Origin of the sequence: Pantanalinema rosaneae CENA516 (genome assembly GCF_050753385.1) — a bacterium.
Classification (GTDB): domain Bacteria; phylum Cyanobacteriota; class Cyanobacteriia; order Leptolyngbyales; family Leptolyngbyaceae; genus Pantanalinema; species Pantanalinema rosaneae.
This window is the reverse complement of sequence record NZ_JBLZFZ010000049.1, coordinates 1-13,916: the sequence shown is the minus strand read 5'-3', so window position 1 is coordinate 13,916 and position 13,916 is coordinate 1. Positions and strand designations below refer to the sequence as shown.

Here is a 13,916-nt window from a genome sequence, read left to right as displayed (position 1 = left end):
ATTAGTATACGGTTAAGCCAGGAGCGATCGCGACGAATGATTAAGCTCCAGTCTTCACTATACGTTGGGTCGGGACTCCTCGTAGAATGAGGTTGCCTGAGATTGTGCATGGGGATACAGGTATGTTTTCTTCTCCGTCTGGGATTTATCGCAGCAAAGTTTTAAGTTCTATCTTGCGGCAGACCCGCCGTTGGAGCGATCGTGGTAAAGCTGCCCTGCGGCGTGCCCAAATGGCGGCAAGCTGGAGTGCCCAAATTGTGCTGTATCCCATCTATGCGCTATTCCAAACCAGTCGGGTGCTGGGTGCCCAGGTGTATCAAACAGTGCAGTTAGGAATTCCATGTCTGCGATCGACGACTGCCTCTACAGTTACCGATGCCCCCTCAGACTCGTCATCGCCCCCGCTCACTGTTGATACCCCGATCGCTACTATTCTCCAAACCATCCAAGCGTTTACCCTGCCAATGGGGGTGCCGGTACTGCTAGAAACATCAGAGGCGATCGTGCCGCTGGGGACAACCGCAACGGCTCTGCCTGGGGCAATGCCGACGTTGGCATCGGGTGCTATGGGAATTGCGATTCCGGGTGCGCCAGTGTTCATCCAGGGGATTGCGACCCTACTGGACACTAGAACCGTCGTGCTGGTCACGAATCAAAATCATGTTCTGAATATTCTGACTCCAGAGCAGCAAGCCCAATTGCAATCTCGCATTACCTGGGAAGTCGCGACCTATGGACGGTCTGTTAACCTGCGCAAAACTCTGGCAAATCTATCGTTACCGCTAATGGGCTGGGGACGATCGCAACTAAATCCGGCTGATCCGGCTCAGGTCGTTAACCCAAGGACTCACATCGTTGCCTCGGTTGGTCATCGTGTCTTGCAGAGGGCTCAACGGCTCGGGAGTGAAGTTTATCAGATTGTGCGATCGGGGCTATTTGGGCGATCGCTGCTGGGGCGTGAATCCCCGGCTTTGCCCGGTACATCCTGGTTCACGGCCACCGTGGATACACCGTTAGAGCAAGCGTTGCAAACTGTTCAACGGTTTCCCCTGCCCATGCATCTGCTTGCCGCTGTGCTAGAGCCAACCTCCACGTCTCTTGTACCTGTAAGGATGCAGCCTGACCAGCTAAATTCCCCTGAGTTGGTTTCCTCTCAGATTGCCGCAATCCCGCCCATTTTGACGATCCCGCCGGATCTGGCAGCGTTACCTGCCCTGTATGTGCGGGGCGTTGCCTCATTGCTGGATACCCAGGCGATCGTGCTGGTGACCAACCAAAATCAACTCTTAAATCTCTTATCTCCAGAGCAACAGACACAGGTTCGGCAGCAGATTAGTTGGGCGGTTGCCCACTTTTATCGCTATCAGCAGATTCGCCAAGCGGTTCGCCGCTCGTTTTCCCAACTTCGTCCCCCAGAACAACAGGTGTTGTTACCAATTCGGGGCTTCTATCAACTGATGGCATGGGTACAGTCTGGCTCGGTGGCGATCGCTACTAACCTATTTCAGGAGGCGACGTTAGCGGCTCGTCGAGCCTGGTTTGCTGAACGCTCTTTGTTAGATCTGCCGATTCCCGATTGGTCCTATCCTCACCCGATCGCTCCAGCGCGTCCAGCGTTACCATCAACTGCTCCAACAGCCCCCCGGCGACTGGCTCCAGGTTGGCTGGAATCGGCTTACCAACAGTATGGTGCCTGGTTAAATTCTAGAGCGGTGCAAACCGCGATCGGGCAAATTCAAGCTCAGGTCACGGCACTACTGCCTCCGGCTCAACCTGGTGTAGAGGCTTTAGCGACAGGCAATTTACCCAATGCAGAACAACGATCGTTGCGAGAACCTGTCCTGGAGGAGAGTGGTCTGGAATTTGGCAGTACGGCAAGACAGGTACTCCTGTCATGGCAGGAGGCTACATTGGCGCTGGAAAATAGTGCGGATATCTGGGATAGCTATGCTCCATCGCCGCATTTTGCCCATCCGGCAGATGTGATGATGCCAGTGGCAATGGCCAACTCTGCAACGGCAGGTGTCACCCCAACCCCATCGGACTACATCGATACCCAGGCATCTTTACTGGGTTATTTACATAGTCCGTTAGAACGGCTGCTGCAATGGCTCGATCGCCTGCTGTTATGGATTGAAGATACAGTCATCCGGGTGTGGCGATGGTGGCAACAAGTGCGTGACGATCGCCGGTTCAAATAGAAACGGCGGCTTGGACATAGAGAAGGCAAGTCCATAAGATTGCCTCCCGACCACCGAGTTTGAGTTATTGGGCTGGAGCGACGATCGGTTTAAACGGAGTTTCTTCGTAAGAAATCGGGCGAGGGGTGAGGAACGGACTGAGGAAATTGCCGATCCGGCTCTCCCAGAGACAGGCAGTGACCAGATCCGTATCAAACCGATGCCGACTGGTGAGATATAGTAGGGCAATCCGGCTGCCACTGAGTAGGCAAAAGAACGGAACAAGTAAGGGCATGAAAGGACGTTGCCACGGTTTTAATTTCGCAATTCTCCAGGCATGAGCCGCTAACCCACTATTACGTGCCATCTTCAGTAAATAGCTGCGCTCCATCCGGCGGGGAGGAATTTGGTGCCAAACTTCGATCTCAGGCGTGTGCCAAATTTCCCAATCACTGCTCAGGATGTAGTATAAGGCTTCGACATCCTCTGCGCCACTGACCCGAACTTTGCGGGGATCATCGACTCCTTGTAAACGCCGATGGGTGGGGACAGCCGCTTGCCATGCCTGTTTGCGGAAGACACAACCGGGACCGATCGGAACCTGTCCCGCCGCTGGGGTGTAGATAAAGGGAGTTGATCCCCGATCGCTGACCGCCAGCAAATACTTAACCTGATCGAAATTGGCTGGAGGTTCGCCCTCTAGTAAGGGATGAATATTGCCACCATAGGCTCCGGCTCGGGGATGGGCTTGCCCAAATCGACAGGCGGCTGCAATCCAGGTTTCAGACGGAAGATTGTCATCATCTAAAAACCCGACTAAATCACTAGCCGCTTCTCGAATTGCCCGTTCTCTGGCAAACGATCGTCCTTGGCGCGGTTCAATTACATAGCGGAAGGGAATGTCGGGTTGCCAACGTCTGGCATACTCAGCGGCTACTTGAGCCGTATTATCTTGACTATTGTTATCAATAATCAAGACTTCCCAGGAGATTCCGGTAGTGTCAGTTTGCTGTAAGAGGCGATCCAGGACACCCGGTAGACGTTGAGCGCTGTTGTAGACGCGGATGGCAACGGTGAAGTCGATTCCCATGATCCTGATTTAGATGGAGGACTAACTACCTTTCTATAGTTCCCTATAGTTGAGAGGTTATATCACTACTATGCAGCCTATCACGTTGTTCTTCGGTGCTGATCAACCGCTTGTTTCATTGCATTAAGAATACACGGGACGTTAATGGCGGCATTGAAGTCGCGTTCTACAATGGCTCGACCTTTCGCCCCCATCTCCCGGCGCAAGCGAGGATTTTTAAGTAATGTTTGGATATGGGCGGTTAAGGCGGCGGCATCATCCTTGGCAATGATAAATCCGGTTTCTCCATGCCGAATAATATCTGGAATGCCAGCAATGTTTGTGCTAATCACCGGACAACCGGATGCCATCGCTTCCATGGGGGCAAAGGGACATAAATCGGCTCGGGTGGGAAACACGAATAAATCTGCCTGAGTATACAACTCGAACAGGCGCTGATCGTTGGGCGTTAGATCCGTGTAAACGTAGACGTTAGGAGGTAAGCGATCGGGGGGATGGCGGGTAACGAGATGTAACTCTGCTTGATCGGCAAACCGTTGGCGATAAACGTTGAGGAGTAAATCGCCCCCTTTACGAATAAAGTCTCCACCAACAAACAGAATTTTCGGTTTAGCAGTGGTGGCAAGTTCGGCTTTGGGTTTATACCGCCAGATGTCTAGATCAATCCCCACATGAATGGGTTGAACCTTATCCGGTGAGACATGACATTCATTCACCCAAATATTTCTTGCCCAACTGGAAAATGGTAAGAATAAACTAGTGCGATTGGCGCACCAGAGGTCTAGCCCTAACCGCAACCGTCGCCGCCACCGCGATCGTTGCAACCGATTTTCATAGAGCGGATAGGTTTCGGGATTGACGACGGGTGGATCGTCATGGGCATTCACAATCAGGGGGCGCGATGAAAATACATTTCTCAGGCAAGCCAGGACATAAGCTTCAAAAACATGGATCATCACCGCATCTAATTTGTCCATTTGCCGCAGTACCGGACCAGCCTGGTAGAGGACGACCGATCGCGAGTAAAGCGGTTCTGGTAAATACCGCAGGGGATTAGGTTCGTTTGCGGCGATGAAGTGCTTGACAGGTGCCCAAACACACTCTACTTCAGGATCTCGTTCAGCGTACTTACGCAGATTTTGATACCGAGTTGCATTGCCTAGCCCCGTACTCAACAGAAAACCGAAGCGGTACGGTGGGTTAGTTTTCGTGGAGGTGATTGTCGAAGCAGAAAGTTCGCGGATCATTTAGTACAGCGATAATTGGGTGAATAAAGAATTCATCTGACAATAACAACGTGCGTCCTGTACCTCATCAACACTTTAGAGGAATATGCTCTGAATTCGCGGATACAATCAACAAAATGCGATCGCCACAGGTCGTGCATGGCTGGTTCTAATATAACGACACTGGCTTGACTCACTGTTGCCTGGATGAAACGGCTCAAAAATGGAACCGCATTTCTGTATGATTAGGAGAGCTACCAAGCCTTCCAGTCAATAGACTAATTTTTGATGCTTCTGGAGATGTCTCTATGGCTACCCTCAAAATTGCGGTGTACATTGTTGTCACCTTTTTCGTGCTCTTGTTTGTATTTGGCTTCCTGTCCAACGACCCTGCCCGCAACCCCAAGCGGCGCGACATGGAATAGGGTGTAGCCACCTTGGTTTAATAAACCAACAGGGGTAGTGGAAGCTCTGCTGCCCCTCTTTCACATTTATAGAAGTATTCTCTGGTTAAAAGGTTAACTACAGGCGCAAAAACCATACGGATCGCCCCAACGAGTGATAGAAGACTAGTTTTATGAGTTAATTGATTCGTTGCCTAAACTGGATTAGGTATTTTTTCCTTCAGGTCTTCTAATTTCTTATGCCTGTATATGCCTTATTCGGCTTTGCCTCCTGATTCTCCCCCCATCGTAATTGCCAGTCCTGCGGCTGAAGCTAGCCGTCCCGCTTCATTGGTTACGGCGGTTGAGGGAATTGCTGCTCCGGTTTCAGAGATCAGCACTGCCCAACCCAGTCCTCCAGAAACCTTTCCCCCAGAATCGTCTGCGACCAGCCACACGATCGCCGATCTGCCTGAGGCGACCCCTGGTGCCAATGCGGCAGCGTTAGGCAGCCCACTGGCGATCGGGTATGTGCAGGCTACCCCACCGCCGGTTTCTCAGCCCTCGGATGCCCCACCATTGAATCCGAGGGCTGTAACAAGGTCTACAGTCTCGCGCTCAGAGGCAACCTCTGTGCCAACTACAACAACGGCGACCCCTGCCGCCAGGGTGAGTCAGCCAGGACCTATCGAGCCTTCGCCGCCATCAACCACCGTCCGATCTCGGCAACTAACGGCTGGAACGCCGCCACCGCCACGATCGACTGCCCCTGAAACGACTGCCTCTGAGCGGCAGGTGGCTACACAACTGGCTACGGCTGGCACTTCCCCGTCGGTCTACTCCTTATCAGGGAGCAACCGCCAGCTATCCGGTCAGGAAGAAGCCGCGCTGGTACGCAAGCTGGATGAGGCAATGGATCTGGATGAACTATTGAATGAGTTTGCTGATCAGGATTGGGAAGCCACATTAGCGGCCATGCAGCAGGTGAAAGCAAATTCAGCCGGGACAGTTGCCCAGATTAATCGCCCATTGCTCCCGAATCGGAATCAGCCCAGCCTAACCCAACCTGGTGCGGCTCCCGTTTTAATCCCGAATACCGGTAGACCGACGACTCCGTTGCCTCCTTCTGCTCCGTCAGCCACAGACGAGTTACCCCCCGCCACAACGACTCCAACGTCTGTGGAGCAACCGACTAATGGCACTGGTCTGCCAGCGGTACCGGCAGGGCAATCACCCACCCCACCAGGGCAACCAATCCCACCCGCTAATCCTGGAGTTAGCCCCCTGGAATTGAAAGCCGATCGCCAGGATTATGACGAGCGGCGACAAATTTTTACGGCGGAAGGCAATGTGGAAATGCGGTTCCGGGGGGCGGTGTTAACGGCCGATCGGCTTCAGGTCAACCTCAATAATCGGCTAGCCGTAGCCGAGGGCAATGTTGGATTGATCCGGGGGGAGCAAATCCTGCGGGGGCGACGGTTTGAGTACAATATTGTGCAGAATATTGGCTCGGTACAGGGAGCGAGGGGAGATATTTACCTGCCGACGGTGTCTACGGATACCTCTGCTGCCCTGGCGAATGATGCGACGGCTGGCGCAACTTTGTCACGTCCACCCAGTGAACGGGCCCTGGCTCAACAGCCCCTGACGGGGATTGCACCGACCGGTGGGTTTGCGACGGGGATTGGGGTAGGTCCCAATGCCAGCCTGCTGCCTGGGTTAGTTCCCCAAGGTGGCACAGTCCGCCGGTTGCGATTTGAAGCCGAAACGCTGGACTTTAATCCAGATGGTTGGGTAGCGCAAAATATTGATATTACCAATGACCCATTCTCGCCGCCTGAACTGGTGCTCAGAGCCGATCGGGCAACGTTAACTCGCCTCTCGCCGCTACGGGATGAAGTGCGGGCGACACGTCCACGGCTGGTATTTGACCAACGGTTTACCTTGCCATTATTGGTGTCTCGGGTGGTTCTCGATCGCCGGGAACGGCAACCAGGGTTGCTTCAGTTTGGCTTTGATGAACGGGATCGGGGTGGCTTTTTCATTGAACGGAACTTTGATGTGTTCACTTCCCCGACTTTTTCGTTGAACGTCACTCCACAGTTTTTTGTGCAACGAGCCTTTTTCAACGGTTCTAAAACGGGTGTGAGTGTGGACGACCGCAGTAGTGGCGTATTTGATCCCAACAATTTTGGGCTAAAGGCAAACTTAGATCTACTCCTGAGTCCCCGTACCCAGGTTGTGGGTAAAGCGAATTTGACTACGCTAGATCCCTCTGAGTTTGAAGACCAGGCAAGAGCCAGTTTACGGTTGCAGCAACTGATTGGCACCCATACGTTAGCTTTGGAAGCCAGTTATCGCGATCGGTTATACAACGGTACCCTGGGTTTCCAAACCGTTCAGAGTAGCTTTGGGGCAGTATTCACTTCACCCAGAAACCTGGTAATCGGTAACACAGGGATTAATCTCAGCTATCAAGTTGGGTTTCAAAATATTACGGCAGATACCGATCGCAGTAGCTTGCTTGCGGCGGTGCGCGATAATAATCGTACTAATTTGAGTCGCTTTCAGGCGGCTACCGCCCTCAGTAAGGCGTTTGTGTTGTGGCGGGGCGCTTATTTGCCAGCAACTCCCACGGAAGGTTTGCGGTATAGCCCAGTTCAGGTCGTTCCCTATATCGCCATATCAACGGGCTTAACCGGGGTATTTAGCGCGTATTCCAATGGCGAAACGCAGTCTGACTTGGGGGGAAATGTCACGTTGTTTGGGCAGTTTGGTAACTTTTCCCGCAATTTCTTGGATTACACCGCGTTTAATATTGGCTACACGCAGCGCTTTACGGATGGGCAGTCGCCGTTCTTTTTCGATCGTGTCGTAGACCGGCGAGTGGTGACGGCGGGATTAACCCAACAAATCTATGGTCCGTTCCGGGTTGGGGTACAGGCTTCATTCTCGCTGACTGAAGATGAATCGTTCAGTACGGACTATTTCATTGAATATGCTCGGCGGACGTATAGTATCATGGCGCGTTATAACCCAATTCTGCAAGTAGGTTCCCTCAGCTTCCGCATCAATGACTTTAACTGGACGGGGGGGACAGAACCGTTTGCAGGTACTGACATTACGCCAGTCAGCGGAGGGGTGATCCGTCGCTAGAACCGAAGTGACGAGGGGCAGGCTGAGAACGAGGTAGGGTAAACTTGACTCAGTTTCAACGATGACATCTGTAGTGTTGAGGCTCTGAGCGGTCACATAGTCCTGAGTCTGGAGCTCTTAATTCTCAGAAAACAGTGGAGAGGCAACTATGGCGGGTCAGATATTGGGCAATCGCTACCAGGTTGAGCGGCAGATTGGCAAGCAAACTGGGCGATGGACGCTACTTGCCCGTGATTTAACTACGCAAGAGCAGGTAGTGTTAAAACTCCTGTTTTTGGATGAACAGTTAGAGTGGGATGATCTGAAGTTATTTGAGCGCGAAGTTGAAATTCTCAAATCTTTGTCCCATCCCTGTATTCCCCGCTATCTGGGCTACTTTGAGCATGACCTGCCGAACGATAAAGCCTTAGTGCTGATTCAGACCTATGTCGAGGGCAAATCGTTAGAGCAATGTTTGCAAGAAGGTCGCCGGTTTAATGAAGCGGAAGCGAAACAACTGGCAAAGGCATTGTTAGGTATTTTGAGTTATCTGCATGGGCGGCAACCCCCGATCGTGCATCGCGATATTAAACCCAGCAATATTCTCTTAGCAAATCGGCAACTCTATTTAGTCGATTTTGGTTCCGTGAAAACGCTCACGGGCAGTGATAGTACCGCCTTTACGATCGTCGGTACTTACGGCTATATGCCGCCGGAGCAATTTAGTGGACGGGCGTTGCCAGCCTCCGACCTATACAGCCTGGGGGCAACCTTAATTGCCTTGATTGCTGGAACTCATCCATCTAGCCTGCCCCATCAGGGAGTCAAAATTGACCTATCCTCGTTCCAACTGAGTGCGGAGTTTGCGGATTGGTTGGGTTGGTTGACCGAATCGAGTTTAGAGCGGCGGGCGAAGACGGTGCAGGAAGCGTTAGATGCCTTAGAACAGGGGCGGCAACAACGGCGGCAAACCGCGTCCGGGCAGACTCCGGTGGCAAAACCGGCAGATAGCAAGATTACCTTAACCAAGGAAGCGGATAGTTTAGAAATTATCTTGCCGTCTCGGTTAGGACAGACTTGCTTACAAATTGATCCGCAACAAATTGCTTTAAGTCACAAACGCCTGGGATTTCAAACGGGTCGTCCTCAAGTTTCTCCCCGCCAAAGTGTTAGTCGTCTGGAAATTTACCGATCGGCTAACTCGCCTTCGGTCGATCCTGCCGAGACGCAAATTTTTCTATGGGCGGGTGGGCAAAAGTATGAACTGACAAGCCATACAACGCTCACTGAGGCAGAAGTGAATTGGTTAGCGTATGAATTATCGACCTGGCTGAAGCTGCCAATCAGTACCCGGTAGGAGGAATAGCAACAGGATGCCGGGATACTACACGATCGGGAATTATTAAGGTGTTATTTATCACAAAGGGCTGACAACCTAAAGGGGCAAACAGTACACTAAAGCTACGATTGGGTGGTCAGTTGGTTAACTGTCTCTTCAAAAACGGTTTTTAGACTACCCAAATCTTATAATCTTACCGATAAGTTATTGGCTCTCTCAAAATCACGGTTTAGAGTTTAGCCAATCCCTGAGTTTACTAATATTTAGCGTGTTCCCATCTGACCTCATTTTAATCATTAGTTTGATCGATCGTTCGGAGCTTTAGGAAGGTTAAAGATTCTGGTGGAACATCATTCGATCAGGATCGTCAACGCTTTCTTCTTGCTTTGGTGTAAGGGATAAATTTTGTTGTGACTGTCTTATGTTGGGAAGTTGAGTAGGTTTGTGTCACGGGGGGAAGAAGTGCCTACCATGTCTAGCTATTACCGCCGCCAAGCCAGTTTTGAGGAGCAGCAATTATATGATCATTGGATTGCTTGCCGAAAATTGGAAACCCCAGATCAGTTATTAGAACGCTTCCTATGTTTATTTATTGATGGCGATCGTTATCCCGATGCGGACATTGTGACAGCCCTAAATGCAGTTACTTTTTCCCGGTGGGCAGAGCAGGAATTTAAATATGTACTGAATCGCTGTTGCCGAATTCTGGTCAATTATTGGTGGTTTCAGCCCCATTTACGCTGGGCGATCGTAGAGTTGGTTCGCTTATTTGATATCCCACCACAGCGCCCTCCCCTGACTCCCTTTGAACGGCGTTTACGGCAATTCATTCGCCAGTTTACGAAAACAGAAGAATATTTGGCTCTGAAACGGTTAGCGCAGGTTGTGGAAGAAACGGTGGTGTTGGGCAGTGAACCCCATCATTTGACTCAACCTCAAACATCAGCGCGGAGAAGTATTGTTCGCCATGAAACCGATCGCAAACCGTTAGGGAGTTTGATTCACCGCTATCCCTATTTATATCCCTATTGTTTAGGGGAGGATAGCAGCGATATTGGGCAGCAAGCAGTACAACAATTGCAGGCTGAGCGCCAAGATAAATATGAACGAGATTTATCTCGGTATGTCACTTATTTAATTCAACAATCTCAGAATTTGATCAAGCCGGGAGTGGGACATCATTATCAGAATCCCACTTTATTAACGGATGAGCAGTTAAAGACCGCAGTCCGATATTTTGCTGGCAGGGTAGAGGGCGATAATACAATTCGTGATTCGGCACGCCAACTATTAATCTATAACTCGCAACCGGGACAATCCTATCAAGGGTTTAAGGAACAACTTTATTGTTATTTAACGGCGGCGATCGATCACGAAAATCCCAAATATGGCAAGCACCATTTCAACAATTGGTTGCATACCCAGTTGGCTACGACCCTACCGCAGAACGATCGTCAACCCCTGAATGGATTTTTAGTTGGTAAAACCTGCCATCATTTGCTGGATTGTTTAGTTTCTAGTCCCCAATACTCCAGTAATCACCTGATCTTTCTGGACTTAATCAATAACATTGGTGCGACTCCGACGATCGGGTTAGTGATGAAAATTCTGCTGCTATATAACAATTTGAAAACCAATTTAGAGCGGCGGTTTGCTCTTCTATTCCGGCACTACGAACATGTGCGAGATGGCGTGGAATGGCTGATTAATTCGCTAGAGAACTTTCAAATTGCCCTATCAATACACTACGGTTCAGTCAATTTCCCTTGTTTGAAGCAACTTTAGTCAGGTTTCAAAATCGGTTTTGTCGTCGCCACCATGCCTGGACGAAATGAATTTCATCGTAGCCGTAGATTTCACCTAAATGATCACGGATTAAGCGACGAGATTCGGAACCAACAATCTGGATGGCTTCGACAATCTTTTGTTGGCGATCGGGTGTCACTAACGTATCTAACGGAATTTCATAGCCCAGTTCAATTAATTCGGCTAAATGACTGGCGATCGTACTTAATCGCAAACGACGTTGTTCGGCAATTTCCACGGGCTTTAACCCCTGTTGATATAGCTTCCAGGTATAGAGATATGTGTCTGACAGCGTGATAGTCGCTGATTTAGGAGCGGCTGTTGGTAAAGAGGTCAGGTTCGTTGGGGTAACGTCCTCATCCATCACAGGTAAGCCTTTTTCTGCCCGAAACGCACAGATTTCTGAGGTGAAGGTATCCCCATATTGCGATAGCTTACGGCTGCCGACTCCAGCAATGTGTGAGAACTGCGCCAGGGTTTGCGGCTGACGTTGTGCCATTTCGCGCAAACTGGCATTGGCAAACACGATGTAGGGGGGAACTCCCTGTTGATCCGCCAGTTGTTTCCGTAGGGTTTGCAGGCGTTGATAAAGTTCTTCCACTTCGGCCGAAGTCTGATCGTTGACCGCAATTACCTCGGCGGGACTGGATTCTACCGCGATCGATACGGCACGTTGTTTACGCAGAATTTCCCAACTGAGGGCATTGAGCTTTAGTACCGAGTAGCCATCCACCGTTTCATCCACTAAGCCTTGATGTAACAGCGATCGTCCTAACAATCGCCATTCATCGACACTATGATCTTTGCCAATGCCATAGGTGGAGAGTTTGTCGTGCCCATGCTGCAAAATCCGTTGACTTTTAGACCCCCGCAACACCTCAATCACGTAATTCATGCCGAAGCGCTCTCGCACCCGGGCAACACAGGAGAGAAACTTTTGGGCTTCGATCGTCCAATCTTCGATCGGCTTGGGATGGCAGCAATTATCGCAATTCTCGCAGTTACCGGGGAAATATTCGCCAAAATAACCGAGTTGAATGGTGCGGCGACAGTCGGTAGCTTCGGCATAATCAATCACCCGCCGCAGTTGTTGGCTGGCAATTCGTTGTTCGGCTTCTAGCGGATCTCCGGTCGTCGGATCTACCTTCTGACTAATCAAAAAATCGACGGTGCGAATATCCCCTGCGCCAAAGAATAAGATACAGTGAGCCGGTTCACCATCCCGTCCGGCGCGACCCGATTCCTGATAGTAGCCTTCGATATTGCGCGGCAAATCATAATGCACCACGAAGCGGACATCCGGTTTATTAATCCCCATGCCAAAGGCGATCGTCGCTACCATCACCTGCACATCATCCCGAATAAATCGAGTTTGGTTACGAGTACGGGTTTCTCCGTCCAAGCCCGCATGATAGGGTAAGGCGGCAATCCCTTCCAGTTGCAGTTTTGCCGTCAGTTCATCCACCCGCCGCCGACTCAGGCAATAGACAATTCCGGCTCCTGGCGTTTGGCGAATTAACTGTACCAGTTCTTGATAGGCCGATCGTGTCTTTGGGCGTACCTCGTAGTAGAGATTCGGACGATTAAAACTGGCTAAGTGAATACTGGGATCATTTAAATCCAGTTGGTTGATAATATCCTGCCGGACTCGCTCGGTTGCCGTGGCTGTCAATGCCATGATCGGCACTTGAGGATAGGTCTGGCGCAATTGCCGCAACTGCCGATATTCTGGACGGAAATCATGTCCCCATTCCGAGACACAGTGGGCTTCATCGATCGCAAAGGTAGAAACGTAGACCTGCGACAATAACGATGAGAGTAAGCCTTCGCCTAACAACCGTTCAGGGGCGACATAGAGCAGGCGAATTTCGCCATCAATCAGTGCCCGCTCGCGCTCACGAATTTCCGTCCCCGTTAAACTACTGTTCAAAAACGTCGCTGGAATGCCATTATCCTGAAGCGCCTGGACTTGATCCTGCATTAAGGCAATCAACGGCGATACCACAACGGTTAGCCCCGGTTTTAACAGGGCAGGCAATTGGTAACATAGGGACTTGCCGCCTCCAGTGGGCATGATCACCAGGACATCCCGCTTTTGCAACGCATCAACCACAATTTGGCGTTGTCCAGGGCGGAAACTATCGTACCCGAAGTAATGTTTAAGCGATTGTTCTAATGAGGAGAACGGCGTTTCAACGGAAGGACTGACTGACATGCGACTGACGAACGATGCCCAATTTTAAACTAGGTCGGGAGACTGGGAACGCCACCCGATCGCTTGCCCGTCTATCCTACCTTAGGAATCTGCCGAAGTTAATTCGATCAGGCAGTCAACCTGATGGTGTTAATTCGGGTTAAATGTTGAAGGGCTGCAACCCATCAACCGGATTTCGATAGAACATCCGTTTCTAGCCATTTATTCCTCGTTAACGTATGCGACTGCTCTGCCTCAGTAATGGTCATGGTGAAGATGCGATCGCGGTACGCATCCTGACTGCCCTCCGCCACTCTCATCCGGCGATCGACCTTACCGCTCTCCCGATCGTCGGAGAAGGACATGCTTATGGACAAGCAGGGATTCCATTAATTGGCTCGGTCAAAACCATGCCCTCCGGCGGCTTCATTTATATGGATGGACGACAACTTGCCCGCGATCTTCGGGGGGGATTGTTGTCGCTCACTTGGACGCAGATTCAGGCGGTGCGGAGTTGGGCGAGGGAAGGTGGGGGAGATAGGGGCTGTCTCTTATACACATCT

At 50.9% G+C, this 13,916-nt stretch carries 8 protein-coding genes and 1 pseudogene; 6 read left to right on the top strand and 3 right to left on the bottom strand.

Annotated features, from left to right (window positions below; genetic code table 11):
• The first annotated feature begins 122 nt into the window (after positions 1-122).
• Positions 123-2,201 (top strand): hypothetical protein, encoded by a 2,079-nt coding sequence (locus tag ACN4EK_RS23390; RefSeq protein ID WP_431660724.1) that lies wholly within the window; start codon positions 123-125, stop codon positions 2,199-2,201.
• Positions 2,202-2,265: 64 nt separating this feature from the next.
• Here ACN4EK_RS23390 and hpsE read toward each other — a convergent pair whose 3' ends face one another.
• On the bottom strand, positions 2,266-3,270 hold the full coding sequence (gene hpsE, locus ACN4EK_RS23385) for a hormogonium polysaccharide biosynthesis glycosyltransferase HpsE (RefSeq protein WP_431660723.1): 1,005 nt from the start codon (positions 3,268-3,270) through the stop codon (positions 2,266-2,268).
• Positions 3,271-3,350: 80 nt separating this feature from the next.
• Positions 3,351-4,517, bottom strand: a complete 1,167-nt coding sequence (locus ACN4EK_RS23380; RefSeq protein WP_431660722.1) for a glycosyltransferase family 4 protein — start codon at positions 4,515-4,517, stop codon at positions 3,351-3,353.
• A gap of 287 nt (positions 4,518-4,804) precedes the next feature.
• Here ACN4EK_RS23380 and ACN4EK_RS23375 point away from each other — a divergent pair, with 287 nt between their 5' ends.
• From ACN4EK_RS23375 to ACN4EK_RS23360, 4 genes are all read left to right on the top strand, one after another.
• The gene (locus ACN4EK_RS23375; RefSeq protein WP_431660721.1) at positions 4,805-4,921 is read left to right on the top strand and encodes a photosystem II reaction center protein I; all 117 of its coding nucleotides are present in this window, start codon (positions 4,805-4,807) and stop codon (positions 4,919-4,921) included.
• A 228-nt stretch (positions 4,922-5,149) separates the two neighbouring features.
• On the top strand, positions 5,150-8,035 hold the full coding sequence (locus tag ACN4EK_RS23370; RefSeq protein ID WP_431660720.1) for a DUF3769 domain-containing protein: 2,886 nt from the start codon (positions 5,150-5,152) through the stop codon (positions 8,033-8,035).
• 148 nt (positions 8,036-8,183) lie between these two features.
• The gene (locus tag ACN4EK_RS23365; RefSeq protein WP_431660719.1) at positions 8,184-9,371 is read left to right on the top strand and encodes a serine/threonine protein kinase; all 1,188 of its coding nucleotides are present in this window, start codon (positions 8,184-8,186) and stop codon (positions 9,369-9,371) included.
• 453 nt (positions 9,372-9,824) lie between these two features.
• Positions 9,825-11,138 carry a hypothetical protein gene (locus ACN4EK_RS23360; RefSeq protein ID WP_431660718.1) on the top strand — a complete coding sequence of 438 codons (1,314 nt, stop codon included), beginning with the start codon at positions 9,825-9,827 and terminating at the stop codon, positions 11,136-11,138.
• A 7-nt stretch (positions 11,139-11,145) separates the two neighbouring features.
• On the opposite strand, the gene recQ is transcribed toward ACN4EK_RS23360, so the two are convergent.
• Positions 11,146-13,374 (bottom strand): DNA helicase RecQ, encoded by a 2,229-nt coding sequence (gene recQ, locus ACN4EK_RS23355; protein ID WP_431660717.1) that lies wholly within the window; start codon positions 13,372-13,374, stop codon positions 11,146-11,148.
• A 218-nt stretch (positions 13,375-13,592) separates the two neighbouring features.
• On the opposite strand from recQ, the pseudogene ACN4EK_RS23350 reads away from it, so the two are divergent.
• Positions 13,593-13,916: pseudogene (locus ACN4EK_RS23350) on the top strand (hypothetical protein); the annotation flags it as partial.

What these genes read in the sequence shown, in the direction of transcription:
- ACN4EK_RS23390 (WP_431660724.1), top strand. Translation starts at nt 123, where the DNA reads ATGTTTTCTTCTCCGTCTGGGATTTATCGCAGCAAAGTTTTAAGTTCT.
- hpsE (WP_431660723.1), bottom strand. Translation starts at nt 3,270, where the DNA reads ATGGGAATCGACTTCACCGTTGCCATCCGCGTCTACAACAGCGCTCAA.
- ACN4EK_RS23380 (WP_431660722.1), bottom strand. Translation starts at nt 4,517, where the DNA reads ATGATCCGCGAACTTTCTGCTTCGACAATCACCTCCACGAAAACTAAC.
- ACN4EK_RS23375 (WP_431660721.1), top strand. Translation starts at nt 4,805, where the DNA reads ATGGCTACCCTCAAAATTGCGGTGTACATTGTTGTCACCTTTTTCGTG.
- ACN4EK_RS23370 (WP_431660720.1), top strand. Translation starts at nt 5,150, where the DNA reads ATGCCTTATTCGGCTTTGCCTCCTGATTCTCCCCCCATCGTAATTGCC.
- ACN4EK_RS23365 (WP_431660719.1), top strand. Translation starts at nt 8,184, where the DNA reads ATGGCGGGTCAGATATTGGGCAATCGCTACCAGGTTGAGCGGCAGATT.
- ACN4EK_RS23360 (WP_431660718.1), top strand. Translation starts at nt 9,825, where the DNA reads ATGTCTAGCTATTACCGCCGCCAAGCCAGTTTTGAGGAGCAGCAATTA.
- recQ (WP_431660717.1), bottom strand. Translation starts at nt 13,374, where the DNA reads ATGTCAGTCAGTCCTTCCGTTGAAACGCCGTTCTCCTCATTAGAACAA.